Below are 21,705 nucleotides of genomic sequence, written 5' to 3' on the forward strand. Positions count from 1 at the left end.
GTTGAATCATATCACGATCCGGTAACACTACTTTAGAAAAAAACAATTAACTTATTTTTGGTCATTGGTCATTGGTCATTGGTCATTGGTAACAGAATCGCCTATGACTGATTTTTTTATGAAGCGGGGGTTAGTAAGAGTAGTTGTTGTTTGAGGAGATGTCTTACTCCGTTTAAGTCTAGCTCGACTTGGGCTAAAATTTCAGCCACTGTGGCATTGTTACCACATTTTTGCATAAATTCAAATTCTGCTGTTGTTAAGTTAATAATTTGATAATCATAGTTAAATAAGCATTGACTGGGAAACCCATCTATGCAAGGGTTAAGTTCAGGAATAGCTGCTAGTAATGTGTTATCTGCTGACCAGTCTGTTTTGGTGAAGGGGGGACGAGTGAGGAAAAATTCGTAATGGGTAACTTCTGGATTCAGTAATTCTATCAATCGGTAAAGTTCTCTTTCACTTAATTCTTTTGCTCTTTCAATTAACTCCGGTGCTTTTTCTAAAAGAGTTTCCAGTTGCCAAAAACTAGGATTAGAAAAACCTACAAAGTCTAAACCGGAAGCTTCTATTAATGCAAATAGTGTATCAATATTGTAATCAGTTTCTTGAGGATGGACGTACATATCAGCGAAACATTCATCTCGCTGGTTTTCCATTGCCCATCTTTCTTTTTCGCGCTTGACAATGCGGTTATTTTCTGGTAACGAAGCGAAGATTTGTCGTCCGACTTGGACACCATCACGATAGTCGCCTTTTTTGTTACCTTGGAGGAGAGCGATCGCTTTTTGCATTAGTTGTATTTCCCATCTTCCCAATTCTCCATACACAAAGATGTGCATTATTCCACCGGGGGCGAGTTTTTTCGCTAATGCTTCAATACCCCGAATGGGATCTGGTAAATGATGAAGCACACCAACGCAATTAATTAATTCAAATTCTCCTGGTATCTTATCCACATCATAAATACTCAGATGATGAAATTCTACACGGTCAGCGCCAGAACTTTGACAGCGTTTTTTTGCTACTTCTAATGTACCAGCACTTAAATCTATTCCCACTACCTGCGCTTGTGGGTTGAGATGTACTAAATATTCTGTTCCCACTCCCGAACCACAACCAGCATCTAAAATGCGGATATCTTGCTTTTGTGGTTTTCTACCTGTGCAGAAGTTGTAAGCAGCTAACCAATTCCAACGCCAATTATATCCTGGTGGTGGTTCGTCGAGGATGGGTTCGGGAGGGAATGGATAGGTATCGTAGAGTTTCGCAACAGCAGCACTTACTTGGGAGTCAGACATATTCAGGATTAACGCAGCATTTATGAGTTTACCGGATAGGGGGATTAGGGTAAAGATTTAATCAATTCTCTAAATTCGCAGGGGTTTAGCAGTGCTAAACCCTTACTGGGAGTTAGGTTAACGCACTTTGTTTCAACCCATGACACAATAATCATAAGTGATTTTAATGAAATTATTCCAAAACAAAGGTATATTTTTATGAGTAAGAGCGTGTTTGATTGATTAAATAACTCGTTTAGTATTATACTGTCAGACGTAGGATAAATATGTAAATAAAAGCAACAGGGTTGAAAATATGATCGGAATCAGTTTAAACTTGCTTTAATTCCGTGTTTGTATAACTTTCAAGCTAGAATCAGGTTTGCGACACAATTCATTTGAGAAGGTAATCTTCTATATGATCCAACTTTCCATAATACAACTACTTTATTTACTGTACGCCCAGGCTTATTCTGATGAGAATACAGTTACTAAAGGCGTTGTTAAATCCTATCTAAATAAAGAGTTACGGCAAGAAGCTGAACAAACCTATGAATACTTACTTGGGCAAAAATTAATTGAATCACCTAAAAGAAATAGGCTTTCAGTTACCGATTTAGGAAAAAAAGCATTAACAGCCAATCTGAAAACTACTAAATATAGATTTGATACTGTAAAAGGACATAGAGTTATTAATACCATTGTAGATTTTCTTCAACAAAAGTCTTCTGATTTTCATGATTCATTTTCCATAGATGAAGAAATGGATTATGACACTTTTCTAGTAAAGTTCAAGGAACTATATTTTGCAGAAAGAAAAAAACAAGAATTACGGGGAGTTGTTGCTATTCGTAGCAGAGAAATTTGTAAACAATTTAGTGAAATAAACTCTATTTCTCAATCACTTTTAGATAAATATTTTAGCAGACTTAAATTAAGCGATAAAGTTTTTGCTGTTATCGAAAAAAATGAAGAACTAATTCAATGGGCTGAGTGAACAATGCCAGAAGATGCAGGAAAGAAAAGATACATAAAAGAATTTCTTCAAAAAGTTGCTTCAGGAACAGGATTTATTGAAGATATTAGAATTGAACGTGCTATTCGAGAACCAGGAAGTGATGGAGAAGCTTCAACTGCTCGAAGTCTATCTGGAAGGCCAATAACTACTGTTACTGAACTGCTTACAGATGATCTCAAGCATACATTCGATGAAGGTCTTTTTACATTTAGATTTGTTGCTGCTTTAGTTGGTAGCGGTAAAACTTCTCTTTTAAGTTATTTAAACGAGTTAGCTAAAACTAAAGAAACTTTTTTTCATCATTCAATAGTTTTTGAATTTCAGCTTTCTGATATAACACGAGGAGGTGATAACTTTAGTATTAAATTCTATTGCCATATTTTGGCTGAAACCTTTTGGCAGTTATTAAAGAATGATAAGTTATCTACTTCAGTTAAATCAGTGGCTGAAAATATCCTAAGTGATTATTTAGAAACAAATAAAGTTGCTGAATTAACAAGTGCAAGGACACAAAAGCCCTTTCATAGCAAATTCAAAGAGTTGATGTTCAAGTATGTGGATGAAGAATTCTTCTTTGATGTTATTAACAAAGTATCAAATGTAGATCCAAAATTCACTTTTGTGTATCTGATAGATGAATTAGATGCTTTAGCAGACTTTTTAAACGAGACTCAAGAAACTAGATTAACTTTAAAACAATTAATCAGAAAATCATTTGGTAAATTAGGTTTAAAAATTCGTCTATTAATGTATGTAGTGGGAACATCTGAAAATGTTGGTAACTTTATAGAAGAAGATCAGGTAATTCAAAGCCTTATTGGTAGCCAAGTAATTAATTTAAATAAGGGTTATAGTAATGAATTTGAGATAATTAAAGAAAAAATTGATAGTCGAATCAAAGGAGCTTATAGCGGCTATCAAAATTTTAACCAAGCATGGCAAGAAATTCAGAATATCTCTATCAATTCTACAAGTACATTAAGAGAATTTTGTCAGAAATACGGTAATGCAATACTACAAATTCATGCGAAATACTTCTCAGAAGCACCTGAACAGGCTTTTGAAGGAGATGCTCGAAATTTAATTGAGTCGCAATGCAAGCAACAGTGGGTTAAATTTCTAAACCAACAAGCATATACTCTATCAGTTGTTCCAACTACAAATGTTCAAGCAAATCATGCTTTTGACTGCTATGTAGAATTGATGCACAATGGTAATACTGTTGCTAGAGCTTTTGGAGAGGCTAAGAACTATGAGCTTTTGAGTAGTCATTTAGAGACATTCAGCGAATGGTTAAAGGATGTTACATTTAAGCCATCCAATTATGACGGAAATCCACCAGACTTAGCTTTCATGATTGCTCCTTCTTGTCCAACTCTCTTACAAAGAAAGTTGGAACTTAAAAATATTCAGTCTATACAATCAGAAAAAATTGTAGCAGTAAATTTTATCAATAGTGATAATGTTATAGAAACAGAACTGCAAGCTGATACAACTACAAATTCAAATAACAGTAAAACTCCTAACTGGGTTTTTAGTAATCACGTAAATCAAACCACTAATACCAACAATTCTATCAATGTTAATACAGCAGGCAAAGTAGAATTAACGGCTGCTTTTAAAGGTACTGGCATTAAACAGGGAACTATTGATAAACTAATAAACAAACGTCAACAAAGAAATTTAGACAATTTAGATAAAATGGTAGAAGCTCTAAAACTGACAGCTAATGTCAAACAGAAATTGCAAAAAAAACTAGATAAAAACGAAATCTGTTTTTGATTAAATCATTATAGGATGTTTTAAATAGTTATGCAAAATAAATTTCACATCTCAATATTTTATCAACAAACATTAAACAAAACATCCTTAAAACGGTGGAACAAATAACCGCACAACCGGGAACAAAAGTTTTTTATCTTGATGGTAAAAAAATCAATAGCAAACAAACATTTTTAAAACAAGCTGCTGAAGCAATGGAAATTCCTACATACTTCGGCGCTAACTGGGATGCTTTTGATGAATGTATCACCGATTTAACATGGTGTCCGGCTCAAAGATATGTGATATTATATAATCATGCTGATATCTTTGCTCAAGCTGAACCGACACAGTACCAAATAGCATTGGATATTTTAAATTCAGCCAAAGAATACTGGGAAGCTAATCATATTCCTCTCAAGTTTTTAGTTATTAACAAATAGGTAAAGTTACTTTTTCACTATTTGGATATTATTTGTTGTGGTTGTCTGAATCAGGATGTCCAGGATTTAAGGATGTACAGGATTGTTATTTGTAGGTTTTCTGTGAATATTTAATGATTATAAATTATGATTTAGAGGAAAATATATTGTCTATCATTCACAAAAACCTATATTTCCTAAAAAACATCCTGTTAATCCTCTAATCCTGGATATCCTGATTCAGACAAAGAATTTCGTCAAGGTTTGTATAATATAGAAATCAGGGAAAGTTTACAAACATTAATCAGACAGAATAAATATACTTGGCCATGGATTTTTGAGAAATAAGGGACAAAACAATGAATCACAATAATTTATTGGCAACCTTGCAAGAAAATCGCTTAATGCAAACAGAAGAACAAGTTACAAATTTTGAAAATGCTTTAGCTGAAATAGCTGAAAATCCTGATGAAAATAAATTATCTGCCTATCATATAATTTTAGATGATCAATGTCAACAGCCAGAAGTGATGTTTAGCTTAATTCATTTTCTGGAATCTTTTGATATGGAAAAACAAATTACAGCATTTATTCATGTTGTGCCTCAATTAATGATAACAGCACCAGAATGGACAAGAATTATTCACAACCGGATTTTAAATGATGTATCAGCGTGTGGAGTTTATTGTCACGGTCTAGAATTAATAAATCGTAAAAACCCTCATCATTTTATCTATGATCTGTTAGAAGAAAGTGTTATTAATCAAATAAATTATCATATAGAAGCACCTCGTGGTATTTTAGTAGGAGAACTAGCAGAACCTCATTCTTTGACAAGACTTCCTTCTTGAAGATGTACTCGAAGGGAAAACTCTATAAAGGATTTATCACCTGGGGACTGGTGGTGTTATACTATTTTTAACCAGAAAAGGTAATCAACTTGTGTAAAAACCTAACTCTCTAACAGCTTTTCTAGTTCTGTTTAAGTGGTCTCTTTGAACTAAAAATCTTCCTGTCTCTAGAATGATGAATGTTAGAATAATTATCAATATTGCTGTAATATTTAGTAAAATCAAGTAAATATTAGTCTTTAAGCAATGATGCTTACTTTTTGTAAAAGTCAACTAAAAAACCTGCTTGTGAATTACTCTAATAATCTACAGGTAAATGTTTCCTCTTTGAACTCCTTAAGAGAACGCGATTGGGAAGCTTTAAATTCACTATTTGATAGAGACGATAGCAATGAAATTGAAGACGAGATTAAAAGCAAATTGGTTTGGTTAGTACCCGAACCCTGTTGGGCAGATAATCCTTGTGAGTTCGCTTATATTGCGGAAATTGTGCGTGGAGGAATTCAATCTATTGAAATTGGACAATCAGAAGCAGCCAAATCACTCGGTTTAAATTCTGTGCAAACTATGACTTATGTGATTTTTCCTCAAGCATTACGCCGCATGATACCACCTTTAGGTAATGAGTTTATTAGTTTATTGAAAGATACTAGTTTAGTTGCTGTAATTGGGTTTGAGGAATTATTTAGAAAAGGACAATTAATTGTTTCGGAAAATTATCGCGCTTTTGAAGTTTATGCGGCTGTGGCTGTAATTTATTTGTGTTTAACTTTGATTTGTTCCCAACTTTTTAGCAGGTTGGAAATTTGGATGAATCCAATGAGTAAGTAGGCTATCACCCACACTCCTGATTTTTATTCAATCCCCTTATAAACAACAACTAATACCTAATTCTGCATTCTTCACCAAGGTCTCCTTATCAAGAGTCGAAACCGGATATTGAGGAGTTATCCGCAATAACTTTTCCACCCTCTCCCGTGCAGCTTCCACAACTCCTGCATTTAAACTACCATTATTCAAACTAGCGGAAAAATCTTCAGCTATTTTATATGTTCGTTCTAAAGAAGAAGAATTGATATTACGAGAAACTATGAACAAATCACAACCAGCATGAAAAGCCCGCGCAACTGTTCCCGATTGCATAAAAATTTCCGAGACAGCTTTCATATCTAAATCATCGGAAACTATCACACCTTCAAAACCTAACTCTTTCCGCAAAATATCATTTAAAATGATTTTAGATAAGGTTGCTGGCACTTCTGGATCAATTTGCGGAAACAAAATATGCGCCGTCATAATCAACGGAATTTTGTCCTGAATTAATGTTTGAAAAGGAATCAATTCCCGGTTTCGCAAATCTTCCCGACTCAAATTTAATATTGGTAACTGCAAATGGGAATCTGTGCTAGTGTCTCCATGGCCAGGAAAGTGTTTAGCAGAACCTAAAATGCCCTCTTCCCGCAATCCTCGGTAATATTCCCGCGCACCTTCACTAGCGGTTTGCGGTGTATTTCCAAATGCACGACTTCCAATAATTGGGTTTTGGGGATTAGAGAAAATATCCGCAACCGGAGACCAAGAGAGATTAATTCCCAGAGATTTTAATTCTAAAGCTGTGGCTTTTGCAATTTCATAAGAATGAGATTGCAATAAATAAGCGTAAGGAAAGCGAGTAATTGGTAAAGGTGTCCGCACAACTCGCCCACCTTCATGATCTAAAGTAGTAAATATGGAGTCGCGTTCACAATATTGGCGAACTTCGTCAATGAGGGTTTTAAACTTTTCTAACCAGACTGGATATGGTACACCGTCAAGAAAATTTTTAGCAAAAAAGATAACACCAATCGGTTTTAATTCATTTAACGCCCGTTTATCGTCATCATTTAAACTTGTCCCAGAAATACCCAGAATTAGGTGATTACCAAAGCTTTGTGATAATTGAGATATTGACATAATTTGGTGATTTAAGTAAAGGTTGACACTCCCCGGTCTAAAGACACGGGGATTCTACATTCACAGACTCGCCGTTAGACGACAGGTTTGCACCAATCGCCCAAGAGGGCAAATCTCCTGTAGCGTAGCTGACCGTATCCCTACCGTAGTTAATCCTAATTTTAGGATATTGATACAGCCAACTATTTGATTCGTTGGTTGGGATTCAATTCTAATTTTGACATCAATTGCAAATTGAGCATAATATCCATCAGCCCGACGGACTAAACGAACTCGCTTAATTTGTTTGATATCATAAAAATTAAGATCGTAAGTACCTTTTAATTTCAGAGTACCTATACCTTTCTTGTCAGAGAAAGTAATTGCTTTTCTGGTTTCGGATAACTTCCAGCCGGTAACTTTGTACTCAACTGAACGGCAATTCTTTTTGAATTTTGGAAATCCCTTCTTACCCTTAACTTTCTTTTTACAATTGTCGTAAAATCGAGCTATTGTACTCCAAGAACGTTCCGCAGCAGATTGTCTTGCCATTGAATTAAGTTCATCCGCAAAAGGAAATTCAGATGCCAAAATCGCGCAATATTTATTGAGATCATATTTCGTCGCACCTTTGTTATCCATCCAATATCTTAAACATTTATTTTGGATGAACTGAGATGCACGAATAGCCTCATCTATTGCGCGATATTGCTTATCTTTTCCTTTGACTTTGAACTCGTAAATTATCATGGTTTCGACCTAAACACCACGAAGCTATGCTAACTCACGAATCATAATCTTGTCAACAGGAAAAACTTTCAGTGGAGGCTGAAGCCTCTATCTGGCTTTCATCCCTTGCCTAAAGGACAGTTGAGTTTTTCCGCCACGCTCCAAAACTCAACTTCAAGGGTTTTCAGCCTAGTCTCTTATAAAGTATTTTCTGGTGTTGCTAAATTCAGGTATGAAATTCTCTTGATTGAACTTATAGCTTACGCTACACAATTAAAACTCTTACCTTTGCGTCTTTGCTCCTTTGCCTCTTTGCGTGAAACAGAATTCATACTGCCATTATGCAACGCATTTTCTCTACTTTATCCTTCCAGGTTACTAAAAGTTAAAAACTAATAACTCACTTTTAGCATTAGCCATATTTTCAGTTTTTGGTGGAGATGGTTTCAAAGTCATTTGTGGCGCATTTTGTTTTAAAACCACAGCCTGATAAGCTACGACTCCAGTATGTTCACTATCGAGACAACGAGCCGCTGTTCGAGACAAATCTAGGCTTCTTGGTGCAATATACGGACCGCGATCATTTACACGCACAATCACGGATTTATTGTTTTGTAAATTTGTTACTTTTAAGAAGGTATTAAAAGGTAGGCTACGATGGGCAACAGTGAAATCATCTTGATTATATATCTCACCATTTGCGGTTAAGCGACCATGAAAATAGCCACCATACCAAGAGGCTATTCCAGAAAGTTTTGTATTTGAGGACTGTAATCCATACATTTCCATTTGCCCTTGTATCAGTGTCAGCGGTTTAGTATGGAGGGCTATTCGCAAATTATTCGTCCATTCCATTGCTAAAATATCACCGCTGCGACCAAGTTCATCAGAGACTTTTCGATCTATTGCAAATAGTAACCTATTACCTATCATCAGCGAAGGAGTCTTATCAACTAAACCTGGTTGTAATTGCGTAGGTTTTTCAGTAGGTGATATTACTAATTGCTGTAAGCGGTTTTGTAAAGCATTAGCTGTAATTTGATCAGGTAGTCGGGCAACAAAGCTGTTATTAACCCAGACTTCATAACTGGATGAATTCCGCTTGACAATCAATACTGGTGAGTAATCATAACTTCCATTTGGCTCAATTGGATTGTTGATGATATTAAAGAAGCTTTCGAGCGATCGCACAACAGTAGCTGGTGACAAATCTAGTTTAGGAACACTAACTTGAGTAAATATTATCTGTCGAAAGTTAGTAGAATTTTGCCAGTGAGGTTGTGCGGGTATATTTTCTGGCACAGAGGCACAAAATTTTGTTTCTTTTGCCTTCAAGGTTGTTGAAGGTAGAGTCATAGACCTATCTCGATATGATGATAATCGTCTATTTATCCAATCAAATGTCAAAGAGGTTTTTGATATTAAGGTTTTCTGCCAAGCAGTTTTATATTCTTGAGAAATGATCAGAAATTGAGACTGGGGCTTGACTAAGTTGGCTGGAAGTTGTATTGGAGAAAATGCAGCCATTAAACCCAGCGGTAAATTTGCTGTCAACACCAAAGTACCACCTGTGAAGGATGTCGCCCATATTATTCCCGTTGATATCATAGTTTATTTATTCTCCAGATAGATGCACAATTCCTAGAGAAATAATTCCCAGGTTGAATAAAAAGAGAGTTTTTTTAATTACATAATTTCTATGTGATTTCAGACTTAATTATGATTAAACCCTCTGGGATCATCATATACCGTAATAGAGATTGAAATAAATAAAAGTTTTAAATCTAGTTTTCAGGTATTACTAATATTTCCATTACTTTTGCTTATGAATAGCGATTTATCCTGCCATTTACTTTACTAAGTCACATAGGCATCTTGCATATTAATACTTAATAAAAAATCAGGTTTTGTATTTGTGACAAGCAGTTACCCTAAAATATACACGGATTGATGATGAGTCATAAACTACACTAAATATTTTTCACCAAATAGAACGAAAGGCACGGAAGCCACTTGGCAATAGATGCGTGGAGGAAGTGCCAACGGCGAATTTATTCGCGGTGACATGATAGAATTAATTAGCAAGTAGGAATAACCATCAGCGCAAAGAAGTGTTTTATTAAGGAGAAACCCCTGATTTATCTCGTCTCGGCATAGCTGTAGCCTGGGTAAACAAGCAATGGTAAATCATGGAGCGTTTAACATTAAAAATTGATGGACTCACAAAAGCAGCAAAAAAAATCAAAAGTAAGCGCAATTGCAATACCTGTCGTACTGGTAGTTGCCTTGAGCGTCTAGGAGGATAATTGACTATCCTTTTTAAGCAAGTCTTAAAGAATCTGCGTGTCTTTAGACCGCAGAGTGTCAATTCAAAAAAATTTGTGTTAATCCCTGGACTGATGATTAGGGTAAATTAGATAGTTGGCGGAAGATTTTGGGAATTTTTTGGGAAGCAATCAAACTAGAATCGGCAAATGTAACGGATTGCAACGTATAATGAGAACGACAAAACAGTTAAGAAATATTAAATAATAGTAGGTTTAAATGCGCGTAGCAATCGCGGGAGCGGGTCTAGCAGGACTTTCCTGTGCAAAATATCTCACGGATCTAGGTCACACACCCATCGTTTTGGAACGCCGAGACGTAGTGGGGGGGAAAGTGGCAGCGTGGAAGGATGCTGATGGGGACTGGTACGAAACAGGACTGCATATTTTCTTTGGGGCTTATCCCAATATGTTGCAGTTATTCAAAGAATTGGATATTGAAGATCGGTTGCAGTGGAAAGAACACACAATGATCTTCAATCAGCCCGAAGCGCCGGGGACTTACAGCCGCTTTGATTTCCCCGATTTACCAGCACCTATCAATGGGATGGTAGCAATTCTCAGAAACAACGATATGCTGACCTGGCCGGAGAAAATCAGTTTTGGCATCGGATTACTACCTGCCATTCTCCAAGGGCAAAAGTATGTCGAAGAAATGGACAAATATTCTTTCCGGGAGTGGCTGCAAAAACAAAACGTCCCCCCCAGGGTAGAAAAAGAAGTATTCATTGCGATGTCCAAAGCCTTGAACTTCATTGACCCCGATGAAATTTCTGCTACTGTCCTCTTAACGGCTTTGAATCGCTTTCTCCAAGAGAAAAACGGCTCAAAAATGGCCTTCCTTGATGGTTCACCCACAGAAAGATTGTGTCAGCCCATTATTGACCACATTACTGAACGGGGTGGTGAAGTCCGTCTGAATGCGCCCTTGAAAGAGATTTTACTCAATGAGGATGGAACTGTGAAAGGCTTCCTCCTCCGCGGTTTAAATGGGGCAGAAGATGAAATATTTACAGCGGATACTTATGTCTCTGCCCTTCCAGTTGACCCCTTAAAGCCGATTTTGCCCATTTCTTGGAAAGAAATGCCATTTTTCCAAAAATTAGAGGGTTTAGAAGGGGTACCAGTGATTAATGTCCATATCTGGTTCGACCGCAAATTAACAGATATTGATCATCTGCTATTTTCGCGTTCTCCTCTCCTCAGCGTTTATGCTGATATGAGTAATACTTGCCGTGAATACGCCAATCCTCACCGTTCCATGCTGGAATTAGTTCTAGCACCGGCAAAAGATTGGATATCTAAATCCGATGAGGACATTGTTGCTGCAACTATTACTGAGTTAGAAAAACTCTTTCCCCAACACTTTGGGGGGGATAATCCTACCAAAATGCTGAAATATCATGTGGTAAAAACACCACGTTCAGTTTACAAGGCTACCCCAGGTCGTCAACAGTACCGTCCTTCCCAGGAAACCCCCATTGCTAATTTCTATCTGACTGGGGATTACACCATGCAGCGCTATCTAGCCAGCATGGAAGGGGCTGTACTTTCTGGTAAACTGACAGCGCAGGCGATATTCCAAGCACAGACGGTAGCAAATCCCTCTAACCTGCAAACGCCAACACGACCGCCCGCCAAGAATGCTGCAACTGCCTGATTCCCCCCCGCGCATGAAAACGCTGGTCTCTATAGATGAGTCATACAACCTTTGTCGGGAACTCACAGCTAAGTACGCCAAGACTTTTTACTTGGGGACAATGTTGATGAGTCCGGCCAAGCGTCAATCTGTTTGGGCAATTTATGCCTGGTGTCGCCGCACAGATGAATTAGTGGATGGTCCTGCATCTGCTATTACCACGCCAGAAACCCTAGAACTATGGGAAAAGCAACTGGAATCCATTTTTGCGGGATGCCCATTGGATAATTATGATGTAGCGTTAGTAGATACTCTCCAACGCTTTCCGCTAGACATTCAACCCTTTCGGGATATGATCGCCGGTCAGCGGATGGATTTGTATCGCAGTCGCTATGCAACCTTTGAGGATTTATACCTCTACTGCTACCGAGTAGCGGGGACTGTAGGTTTGATGTCAACAACGATTATGGGTATAGATAATAATATCTATACCGCCCCTTGGCATCAAGGCCAACAGCCTTATCTTCCTATAGAAGAAGCGATCGCTTTGGGAATTGCCAATCAACTCACGAATATTCTCCGTGATGTTGGTGAAGATGCCCGTCGAGGCAGAATCTATATTCCCCTAGAAGATTTGGCCAAATTTAATTACACCGAGGAAGAATGTATTCGCGGCGTAGTGGATGACCGTTGGCGTTCACTCATGCGGTTTCAAATTGATCGCGCCCGTCAATTCTATATTCAAGCAGATAAAGGTATTAGTTATCTTTCTGCTGATGCTCGGTGGCCTGTTTGGGCTGCATCCATGCTCTATGAGCAGATTTTAGAGGTGATTGAGCGCAATAATTATGATGTGTTCAGTCAGCGAGCTTATGTTCCCCAATGGAAAAAGTTACGTACTTTGCCAGCAGCTTGGATGCGATCTCAAGTTTTATAACTTGGTCATTGGTCATTGGTCATTGGTCAATGGTCAATGGTCAATGGTCAATGAATCTATTTACAAAATAACTATTGACAAGCTCAAAAACTTCTGCTACGATTATTACTCATGACCTGGAGAGGTGGCTGAGTGGTCGAAAGCGGCAGATTGCTAATCTGTTAAGGGATTATATCCCTTCGGGGGTTCGAATCCCCCCCTCTCCATTTTTACAAAAGCTGCATACCGGATTTCTTAAAGAAGTCCGGTATCTGAGTATAAACTAGATCCAAGTTGGAAACTGTAGTTTTGAAAGAGCTTGATGTTAACCTACATCCTCTATCCGCTTATGGTGATAATTTTATCAACTCTGTACCACTATGTTAACATCTGCAATTGATACTAACGATATAAATACTATTCAAGCGGTAAGGGAAGGGGTCGTGATCAGAGATCGCTCTGATTGGGGGCGTATTCGGATTTCTGATGATGATCGTCTCCGCTTTTTACATAATCAAAGCACTAATGATTTTCAATCTCGCAAACCTGGTCAGGGCTGCGATACTGTCATGGTGACATCTACCGCTCGGACGATAGATTTAGTGACTGCTTATGTATTAGATGATGCTGTTTTATTGTTAGTTTCTCCTCACCGTCGTCAGGAACTTATGGCATGGTTAGATCGCTATATCTTCTTTGCAGATAAGGTTAAATTAACTGATGTGACTGAGGAAACAGCGACATTAAGCCTGATTGGAGCTCAAAGCCATGCTATCGTCGAAAATTTAGGAGCTGGTGATTTAATTGGTCAACCAGATGGTAATCATATTTTAGTTGATCGGGTGATAGTTGCAGTGGGTAGTGGCCTGGCTGCACCTGGATATACATTGATTTTACCGATTGCCGAAAAACAAATATGGTGGGAGAAAATACTAGGATTGGGGGCTGTGGAATTGAGCGATCGCGCTTGGGAAATGTTACGAATATTACAAGGTCGTCCCGCGACCGATTCAGAACTCACGGATGATTATAACCCCTTGGAGGTGGGTTTATGGCAGACAGTTTCCTTTAGCAAAGGTTGTTATATCGGTCAGGAAACCATTGCCAGACTTAATACATACAAAGGTGTAAAGCAATACCTTTGGGGAATTCGTCTTAGTGCTGCGGCTGAACCAGGAACAGTCATCACCATTGGGGAAGAAAAAGTAGGTAAACTCACCAGCTATACAACCACTCCTGATGGTCATTTTGGACTAGGTTACATCAGGAGTAAAGCTGGTGGAGTTGGCTTAAAAGTACAAGTTGGAGAAACAGAAGGAGAAATAATTGCTATTCCCTTTGTTTCCCACGAATATCCATGAAGTAATGCCTAATTGTCCATTACCCATTTCCTCTACCTGGACACAATTCATCTAGCCAAGACGGAAAAATATTGCCATGAGTAGATGAAATCCCGGTAATATTTGGGCTGGAAATTCCCGTAGTTATCAATCGTTTATCTATTTGTTCCCTGGCCAATCCGACAGGTAGCTTAACTGAAGAATGATGATGAATCGGTGTAGCCACTGCAATCACAGAAATGCCTGTAGTCATTTTCAATAACACCTGTTTGCGTTCTTTGGGTACAGGTGAATCTGTCAAGGCTATATGAGCAGGAGAGGTACTCACAATCTCATTTTTTGCGGTAGAATGCTGGGATTTTAATAAGTTTAATTCCTGTTCAGGATTGAAGTGCAAACACAAAGCTGCAATTATCCTATCAGGATCATTATTTAAATCCAAAATGAAAGGGAGGATTTTTTTTAACTCTGGTTCTAAAGTGGATAAAGTTGCTAAAATGTAACCAGAAGAAGGTCTGCGGATGCCAGCATAATCTTTCCAGATTCGCATTTTAACTAGCCAAGAACGATTTTGTTCATAATAAATTAGCCACTTCATTTTTAATGCTTGACGTAGATGCTGAATATCCATTCATTCCCTCACTTCTTACTGTACTAAATTACAGCATTTATATATTTTCAGTGATCTTTATCCCTGGGGATGAAACCGATAATAAAGCATTTCTTTAACTATTTTACCAGCTAATAAATGTTGTTCCACTAATCTGGGTATTTCTTGAGGTAAAACCCGACAATACCAAACCATTTCGGGTAAAACTAGCACCATTGGACCATTACCACATTGACCTAAACAGCCACTAGCTGCAATTGTCACATTAGGAGCAGGTAAAGCTTGTAAAGCTGCTAATACTTCTTCTGCACCTTGTTTTCTACAAGTACGATGTTGACATACTTTTACAGAAATAGGCAGGGGTTGTTCCTGAGTTGGGACGTTTGACATTTGTTTACAGTTAATTCACTGAAAATATCCAAATATTTACTGTTTTTACTTCCTAGTAACTTTTTTATCAAGACGTTCAGCCAGCCATAATTTAATAATAGAATCAGAAGTAACACCCAAGCACTGGGCTTCATCTAAATCGCCACTATGATACTATATTTGGTATATGTGGCGATCGCTAAGAAATGCTAATTGATCACTAATCCTTTACTGGCTAACCATGCACTATTAAATATTCGTGATTGATAGCGAGAACCACTGTCACACAAAATAGTTACAATAGTATGTCCTGGACCCAACTGTTTAGCTAAAGCCACAGCCGCACCGACATTAATTCCCGTTGAACCACCCATTAATAAACCATCTTTTCTTAATAGTTGATAAACAACACGCAAGGCTTCAGAATCATCAATTTGGATAGCATCATCAATAGGTGCGTCTTCCATATTGGCGGTAATGCGACTATTACCAATACCTTCAGTAATTGAATTACCTGCTATTTTGATTTCACCAGTTTTGATATAGCTATATAGTCCACTACCTAAAGGGTCAGCAACAACACATTTAACGCCCGGATTTTGTTCTTTTAGGTACATTGCCACACCAGCATAAGTACCACCAGTACCAGTTGATGCCACCCAGCCGTCAATTCTACCATTTGTCTGTTGCCAAATCTCTCTACCTGTGGTCTCATAATGGGCAGTACGATTGGCTAAATTATCAAACTGATTAGCCCAAATGGCGTTTTCCATTTCTGCCGCAATTCTACCGGATAGTTTAACGTAATTATTCGGATCTTTGTAAGGGACCGCAGGAATAGGACGAACTTCCGCACCCAAGGTAGTTAAAGCATCTATTTTTTCTTGGGATTGGGTATTGGGAATAATAATCAAGCATTTATAACCTTTGACGTTGCAAATATGTGCCAGTCCAATTCCCGTATTTCCCGCTGTTCCTTCGACTACTGTACCACCGGGTTTGAGAAGTCCTTTTTTTTCTGCATCTTCGATAATATACAGCGCAGCCCGATCTTTGACAGAACCACCAGGGTTCAGATATTCGGCTTTGGCTAAGATATCACAACCTGTTTCTTCGCTAAAACTGTTTAAACGAATTAATGGGGTGTTACCAATTGTACCAACAAATCCATTTTTGATATCCATTTTGCATCTACCTGAGTTTTTCCCAATCAAATTTTGACATTTTTATGTAATTTTGTTTCGCGCAAAGACGCTAAGGAGCAAAGACGCTAAGGAAGAAATACATTAAAGTTGCTATAATCTCAATTCTAATGGGATCTTCTTCCCGAAAATTTCTGAAAAGCAAGTACAAAAGATTGAATTTAAACTCAATCTAGCAATGTTAATATTGCTTTGGTTGTTTCTGTGCGTAAGTTATCATACAATATACTAAATGATTTCATAAACAAGGTGGACATTAATGAAATCTCCCCATGAACACAATCAAGACATTCAACGTCAGCTAGAAAAGCGACTCCGAGAAATGGATGATCAAATCAATGCTATTGATCAACCTGTTTATAAAACTCAGAAACATCAACCAGAACAATCTCAAAAACCTTGGCTAAGAAAAATCATTCTTGGTGGAAAATTTTTTGGTTTGGCTGTTGCAACTATAGTTGCAGTTCGAGTAGCCTCAGTTTTAGCCGGAATTATTATTTTTGGGGCTTTGGCTTTTCTTTTTTACAAACTTTTCTTAGAATCGCAAATTAAAAACTCTAAATAAAGTATAATCATCATGAATTATCAAGTGGGAACTGAGCAATTTATAAATGATTTAGAACGGGTTTCTCAAGTTCGTTCATAAATTGCTATTTGTTTAGCTTATTACAGCTAATTATAAGTAGGTTGGGTTGACGCAAGGAAACCCAATACAGATTTTTCTCACGCTCCAGACGCAGAGGCGCAAAAGCTTATAGAGTGTTAGGATTACAACCTACTGCTGCTTTTACAGAAGTTAAAAAAGCTTATAAAACATTAGTCAAAAAATGGCATCCTGATTTATTTGTGAATCAACCACAAATGCAAAAACAAGTGCAAGAGAAAATGCAGTTAGTTAATGAAGCTGACAATATTTTAAATGATCATCATCAATAAATAAGATCCCGGACTTATTGGAGAAGTCGGGGATCTAAATCTGACATTATCCGATTCTATTTCTGATCCTTTCTGGACTACCTGTAGGAATTGCAGCGATTAGTTTTTGTGTATATTCTTCTTTTGGTTCTAAGTAAATACTGTCAGATGTCCCTGATTCCACTATTTTCCCTTGATTCATCACTAAAATGCGATCGCTCAAAAATTTGACTACACTTAAATCATGGGAAATAAAAATGTAAGTTAGTTGAAAATCCGCTTGTAATTCTTTCAATAAATTGAGAACTTGCGCTTGCACAGATACGTCTAAAGCTGAAACTGATTCATCACAAATAATAAACTTAGGTTTTAAAGCCAAAGCGCGAGCAATACAAACCCGTTGACGCTGACCACCGGAAAACTGATGAGGATATTTTTTCATATCATCCGCACTTAAACCCACCCGTTCCAACAGTTCCACTACCCTAGCTTGTCGCTGTTGTTTCGACTTACCGACACCATGAATTAACAGCGGTTCTACAATCGCTTCCCCAATCTTAATCCGGGGGTTGAGGGAACTAAAAGGATTTTGGAAAATAATTTGCATTTCCCGTCGTAAGTGCTGCAAAGTTTTCCCAGTCAAGTGAGTAATATCCTGTCCATTAAATAATATTTTACCGCTCATCGGTTCGATTAATCGCAGCAATGTTCTACCTAAAGTAGTTTTACCGCAACCAGATTCTCCCACCAATCCCAAGGTTTCTCCCGGAAAAACATCAAAGGAAACCCCATTTACAGCCTTATGGTAACGTTTTGTGCTGCCAAATACTCCCCGGACTGGAAAACCGACTTCCAAGTTACTAACGGTCAACAGAGGTGGTTGTGAACTAATCTTTGCTAATCTTGTGTTAGTCTCGTCCCTAGTAGTTTCTGCTGGTTGTGCCGGTTCTTTACTCTGAATTGTCACTTTTCCAAATTCATCTTCTGTCACACTCATGTAGTCAGAAACAGTCAGCAGTTTGTGAGGACGACGGTTCAAGCTAGGACGACAAGCTACAAGTCCTTTCGTATAAGGATGATGGGGATTGTTAAAAATTTGTGCTGCTGCACCATATTCGACAATTTTACCTTTATACATCACTGCTACTTGGTCAGTAATTTCCGCAATTAACCCCAAATCATGGCTAATAAAAATCATTGCCATATTGCGACTTTGTTGCAGTTCATATAACAATGCTAGAATTGTCGCTTGCACAGTCACATCTAAGGCTGTGGTTGGTTCATCAGCAATTAATACCGATGGATTGCAAGAGATAGCCATGGCAATCATAACTCGTTGCAGTTGTCCTCCAGATAGCTCATGGGGATATCTTTCCAACATAGCTTCTTTGTGTTCTTTCACCAACTGTGCTAATTTAAAGCTACCTGATGCAGATAAATTATGATCAAGATACTGTTCTTCAATTTGTTCATCACTAGCTAAAAGTTTAACTTCTTGTAAACCCGCGATCGCAATTCTTTTCGCTTCAATTGCATTTACATTCTGATGTCGCATAATAGCTTCTTGCAACTGAAACCCGATAGTATAAACCGGATTTAAAGAACTCATTGGTTCTTGAAAAATCATCGCAATATCACCACCTCGATAAAGCTGCATTTCTTGAGGTGATAATGCTAATAAATCCAGCGGTTGTCCACTTGTCCGAGAAAAGAAAATTTCCCCTCCACTCACTTTTCCTGGATATTGCAACAAACCCATGATTGCTAAAGCCGTAACCGACTTTCCACTTCCCGACTCTCCCACTATTCCTAAAGTCTCACCCTGATGTAGCTGAAAACTAATATCATCAATAGCTTTTACTTTACTGCTGTCACTGACAAATTCAACTTGTAGATTGCGAACCCCTAAAACTGTTTCTTTCATATTACCAATTACCAATTACCAATTACCAATTACCAAATTACAACTTAGGTAAGACATTTGGCAATAAATGTCCTGGAAGCTTAGATAAAGCTAAATTTTGTCCTTGAATTCCTAACTCATTGTGAAAAGCCCGAATTGTGCTAATAATATAGCTGATTGTTGTTTGATAATTTTCTGTTTGTCTATCAAATCCACTTAACGCTTGTAAATGATTTTCTAAAGCGGCTTCTAACTGTTGAGAAAGCATTTTTTTATCCCCATTAAAAGACAGATTTATCACTAAATAATAATGAGCTAATCCTAAATTATTGTGTGTCATCCATAAATCAAAACTTAAAGGTAGACTACTAAGTGAGTGAGCCGTATTCACAGCTTCTTTATAAGCATTAATACATAATTTTACGAATTTTTGTTGATCTTCTTTTGTTGTTTGTGGCTGATTTGCTAGATGCCAGTAAGCGATACCCAGATTATTTTGAGTAGCAGCATAGGATTGAGGAACATCCACAGATGTTCGATATTTTAGGGCTTCATTATAAACCTGAATTGCTAACTGGAGATTTTCTATTGGTTGTTCATATTGGGAAAGATTCCAATAAGCCGTACCCATATTATTTTGAATCATCGCATATTTTAGGGGATCATTTGTCTGTTGATAGTGAACGACTGCTAACTTATAAGCAGAAATCGCTTTGGTGAGATTTTCTACAGGTTGATCGTACTGCCCTAGATGCCAATAAGCTGTACCTAAATTGTTCTGACAAGCAGCATATTTTAAAGGTTCTATTTCTTCTTGTCGGTAACGAATGGCTTCATCATAAGCAATAACTGCGAACTGCCAATTTTCTACAGGTTCAGCAAATTTCGCTAAGTCACCATAGGCAGTACCCAGGTTATTTTGAATCCGCGTATAAGTTTCTGGCTGAGTATCACCTGTAATTATCTTGAGTGCTAATTTATAAAAGTCTACCCCTTGTTGAATATAAATTTTTGCTTCTTCAGAATTATCAGGGATGCGGTGCAACATCCAGTAAAGTGTCCCCAAATCATTCAAAATATCTGGAAGTTGTGGAGAATTTTCATCATAATTAACTGCTTCCTGATAAGCTAGAATTGCTATCATCAAATTTTCCACAGTTGCTTGTCCTTGCTCAATCTGCAACCGATAGAAATTACCAAGATTCTGATAAGCTATCCCTAACTCTTCTCCCTTAGCTGTTTGAATATGTAACTGTTCAATTTCCCAGAGTATTTGTTGAATTTGATCACTATCATCAGTATTTATTGTTGCCTTAATTAATCCTTGCAACTCCTGGTTAATATGAGATAAGGAAGGAAAATGCTGATTAGTTGTTATTTGAGGAGATTGAACCGGAAATTCATCTGGTATTTGTGTTAAATCTGTGGTTGAAGTTAAAGGCAAATCAAACTTATTTGTTTGTTTGATGTCTTGAGAAACTTCCTCTTCATTAACAACTAAATGCTCTAAATTTTCTTGACCTAAATTATAGGAATCTGCAAATTTTTCTGGATAACCTCTATTATCTATAGTTGGTGTCGGTTCTCCTGCAAATACAAATACGCCGGTTCGACAATGCCAAAATTTTGCTGCTGATTGCTGAATCGCAGACAACCAAGGACGAGAAACCCAAAATAAAAGACTAGATTCTACAAAGTGACTAAATTCCTGACTTGATAAATGCTGTTCACCTAACCGGAGATAATTTAAAAATAAACGTTGTACTGCTACTGGTTCTTTAGTCAGCATTTCTACCCCGACAATCTGAAATCCCGGCATTGGTAAGGGACGGCCAGGATTATCTGTTGATCCTCCCACCATCGGGGGTGGATAATTAGCTAACCATTCATTGATTTGCGCTATAGGATTAGGATCACTTAAATTTAAACGCAGAGTGACTAATCGCGGATAAGCTGGCGTGCTAAAATCTCCCACATTAGCTCGCTGATATATGACCTTACCCACTGGATAAGCTAAAGTGGAGTGTAACCGCGCTGCTATCCGATTTCTTAAATGTAAATTATCACATATAGCAAATAGGATTTGTCTACGTAAACCCAGACTCAGAGCAAGTTTTAGGCGTTGATATACTTGCCGATTCAAACTAATGTTTTCTGTATGTACAGTTTCATTCACGCTTGTATTTAGTTGAGTTTTAGCCCTATTTTCTGTATACATCCTGACTGAATAAATTAAATATTAATGTCACATCTTATAATTTGGATTTTCACGGAGATGTTGTCTTTTTCAGGATGAATCAACTCTTAACGGCTAGAATGTTAAAAAGCACCGCAATTATAACCTGAGTTCGGAGTTCGGAGTTTCTCCTATGCCTACGGCACGGCTTCGCCGAACGGAGACGCTACGCGAACGGAGTTATGATTTTTAAGGGCGAAAGAATAAGGGTTTGAGACTCCTGCTTGGGGCGAGTTTTCCACAAATCATCTTATGTCGAAC

General features: G+C 37.7%; 16 protein-coding genes, 1 tRNA gene and 3 pseudogenes. 11 read left to right on the plus strand and 9 right to left on the minus strand.

Features of this window, described 5'->3' with window-relative positions; genetic code table 11:
- Nucleotides 1-116 precede the first annotated feature (116 nt).
- Nucleotides 117-1,298 (minus strand): bifunctional 2-polyprenyl-6-hydroxyphenol methylase/3-demethylubiquinol 3-O-methyltransferase UbiG, encoded by a 1,182-nt coding sequence (locus BMF77_RS14650; protein WP_148763746.1) that lies wholly within the window; start codon nucleotides 1,296-1,298, stop codon nucleotides 117-119.
- A gap of 397 nt (nucleotides 1,299-1,695) precedes the next feature.
- Between BMF77_RS14650 and BMF77_RS14655 the strand changes: the two genes are divergently transcribed.
- The 5 genes and pseudogenes from BMF77_RS14655 to BMF77_RS14675 form a co-directional block, all read left to right on the plus strand.
- Entirely contained in the window at nucleotides 1,696-2,274 is a 579-nt protein-coding gene (locus BMF77_RS14655) for a hypothetical protein (protein ID WP_148763748.1), read from the plus strand.
- A gap of 3 nt (nucleotides 2,275-2,277) precedes the next feature.
- Nucleotides 2,278-4,077: a hypothetical protein gene (locus tag BMF77_RS14660; RefSeq protein ID WP_148763750.1), complete on the plus strand. Its 1,800-nt coding sequence runs from the start codon at nucleotides 2,278-2,280 to the stop codon at nucleotides 4,075-4,077.
- A 95-nt stretch (nucleotides 4,078-4,172) separates the two neighbouring features.
- Complete coding sequence (locus BMF77_RS14665; RefSeq protein ID WP_246862926.1) at nucleotides 4,173-4,499, plus strand: barstar family protein; 327 nt, start codon at nucleotides 4,173-4,175, stop codon at nucleotides 4,497-4,499.
- A gap of 338 nt (nucleotides 4,500-4,837) precedes the next feature.
- Nucleotides 4,838-5,329 carry an Imm30 family immunity protein gene (locus tag BMF77_RS14670; protein WP_148763754.1) on the plus strand — a complete coding sequence of 164 codons (492 nt, stop codon included), beginning with the start codon at nucleotides 4,838-4,840 and terminating at the stop codon, nucleotides 5,327-5,329.
- Between the two features lie 471 nt (nucleotides 5,330-5,800).
- Nucleotides 5,801-6,160 (plus strand): annotated as a pseudogene (locus BMF77_RS14675) (amino acid ABC transporter permease); the annotation flags it as partial.
- Between the two features lie 36 nt (nucleotides 6,161-6,196).
- On the opposite strand, the gene nagZ reads toward BMF77_RS14675, so the two are convergent.
- The 3 genes and pseudogenes from nagZ to BMF77_RS27355 all read right to left on the minus strand — a co-directional run bounded on the left by nagZ (nucleotide 6,197) and on the right by BMF77_RS27355 (nucleotide 9,598).
- Nucleotides 6,197-7,282, minus strand: a complete 1,086-nt coding sequence (gene nagZ, locus BMF77_RS14680; RefSeq protein ID WP_148763756.1) for a beta-N-acetylhexosaminidase — start codon at nucleotides 7,280-7,282, stop codon at nucleotides 6,197-6,199.
- 177 nt (nucleotides 7,283-7,459) lie between these two features.
- A pseudogene (locus tag BMF77_RS14685) lies at nucleotides 7,460-8,011 on the minus strand (RNA-guided endonuclease TnpB family protein); the annotation flags it as partial.
- A 357-nt stretch (nucleotides 8,012-8,368) separates the two neighbouring features.
- On the minus strand, nucleotides 8,369-9,598 hold the full coding sequence (locus BMF77_RS27355; protein ID WP_148763760.1) for a septal ring lytic transglycosylase RlpA family protein: 1,230 nt from the start codon (nucleotides 9,596-9,598) through the stop codon (nucleotides 8,369-8,371).
- A 936-nt stretch (nucleotides 9,599-10,534) separates the two neighbouring features.
- Between BMF77_RS27355 and pds the strand changes: the two genes are divergently transcribed.
- From pds to BMF77_RS14710, 4 genes are all read left to right on the plus strand, one after another.
- Complete coding sequence (pds, locus tag BMF77_RS14695; protein ID WP_148763762.1) at nucleotides 10,535-11,974, plus strand: 15-cis-phytoene desaturase; 1,440 nt, start codon at nucleotides 10,535-10,537, stop codon at nucleotides 11,972-11,974.
- Entirely contained in the window at nucleotides 11,958-12,890 is a 933-nt protein-coding gene (gene crtB / locus BMF77_RS14700) for a 15-cis-phytoene synthase CrtB (RefSeq protein WP_015083307.1), read from the plus strand. Before pds ends, crtB begins: the two co-directional genes overlap by 17 nt.
- A gap of 118 nt (nucleotides 12,891-13,008) precedes the next feature.
- A tRNA-Ser gene (locus BMF77_RS14705) sits at nucleotides 13,009-13,096 on the plus strand.
- Between the two features lie 153 nt (nucleotides 13,097-13,249).
- A complete protein-coding gene (locus tag BMF77_RS14710; protein ID WP_148763764.1) occupies nucleotides 13,250-14,230 on the plus strand; it encodes a folate-binding protein YgfZ in 981 nt (326 codons plus the stop codon).
- Nucleotides 14,231-14,249: 19 nt separating this feature from the next.
- On the opposite strand, the gene BMF77_RS29015 is transcribed toward BMF77_RS14710, so the two are convergent.
- The 3 genes from BMF77_RS29015 to BMF77_RS14730 form a co-directional block, all read right to left on the minus strand.
- Nucleotides 14,250-14,840: a DUF5331 domain-containing protein gene (locus BMF77_RS29015; protein ID WP_148763766.1), complete on the minus strand. Its 591-nt coding sequence runs from the start codon at nucleotides 14,838-14,840 to the stop codon at nucleotides 14,250-14,252.
- A gap of 57 nt (nucleotides 14,841-14,897) precedes the next feature.
- Complete coding sequence (locus tag BMF77_RS14720; protein WP_148763768.1) at nucleotides 14,898-15,209, minus strand: ferredoxin; 312 nt, start codon at nucleotides 15,207-15,209, stop codon at nucleotides 14,898-14,900.
- 188 nt (nucleotides 15,210-15,397) lie between these two features.
- Nucleotides 15,398-16,372, minus strand: a complete 975-nt coding sequence (locus BMF77_RS14730; protein ID WP_148763770.1) for a cysteine synthase A — start codon at nucleotides 16,370-16,372, stop codon at nucleotides 15,398-15,400.
- A 277-nt stretch (nucleotides 16,373-16,649) separates the two neighbouring features.
- Here BMF77_RS14730 and BMF77_RS14735 point away from each other — a divergent pair, with 277 nt between their 5' ends.
- Both BMF77_RS14735 and BMF77_RS14740 read left to right on the plus strand, forming a co-directional pair.
- On the plus strand, nucleotides 16,650-16,955 hold the full coding sequence (locus BMF77_RS14735) for a hypothetical protein (RefSeq protein ID WP_148763772.1): 306 nt from the start codon (nucleotides 16,650-16,652) through the stop codon (nucleotides 16,953-16,955).
- A gap of 179 nt (nucleotides 16,956-17,134) precedes the next feature.
- Nucleotides 17,135-17,326: pseudogene (locus BMF77_RS14740) on the plus strand (J domain-containing protein); the annotation flags it as partial.
- A 46-nt stretch (nucleotides 17,327-17,372) separates the two neighbouring features.
- Here BMF77_RS14740 and BMF77_RS14745 read toward each other — a convergent pair.
- Both BMF77_RS14745 and BMF77_RS14750 read right to left on the minus strand, forming a co-directional pair.
- Nucleotides 17,373-19,229: an ABC transporter ATP-binding protein gene (locus tag BMF77_RS14745; protein WP_148763774.1), complete on the minus strand. Its 1,857-nt coding sequence runs from the start codon at nucleotides 19,227-19,229 to the stop codon at nucleotides 17,373-17,375.
- 37 nt (nucleotides 19,230-19,266) lie between these two features.
- Nucleotides 19,267-21,426, minus strand: a complete 2,160-nt coding sequence (locus BMF77_RS14750; RefSeq protein ID WP_148763776.1) for a tetratricopeptide repeat protein — start codon at nucleotides 21,424-21,426, stop codon at nucleotides 19,267-19,269.
- Nucleotides 21,427-21,705 lie beyond the last annotated feature (279 nt).

Source organism: Dolichospermum sp. UHCC 0315A (assembly GCF_008121535.1).
Taxonomy (GTDB): Bacteria; Cyanobacteriota; Cyanobacteriia; order Cyanobacteriales; family Nostocaceae; genus Dolichospermum; species Dolichospermum lemmermannii.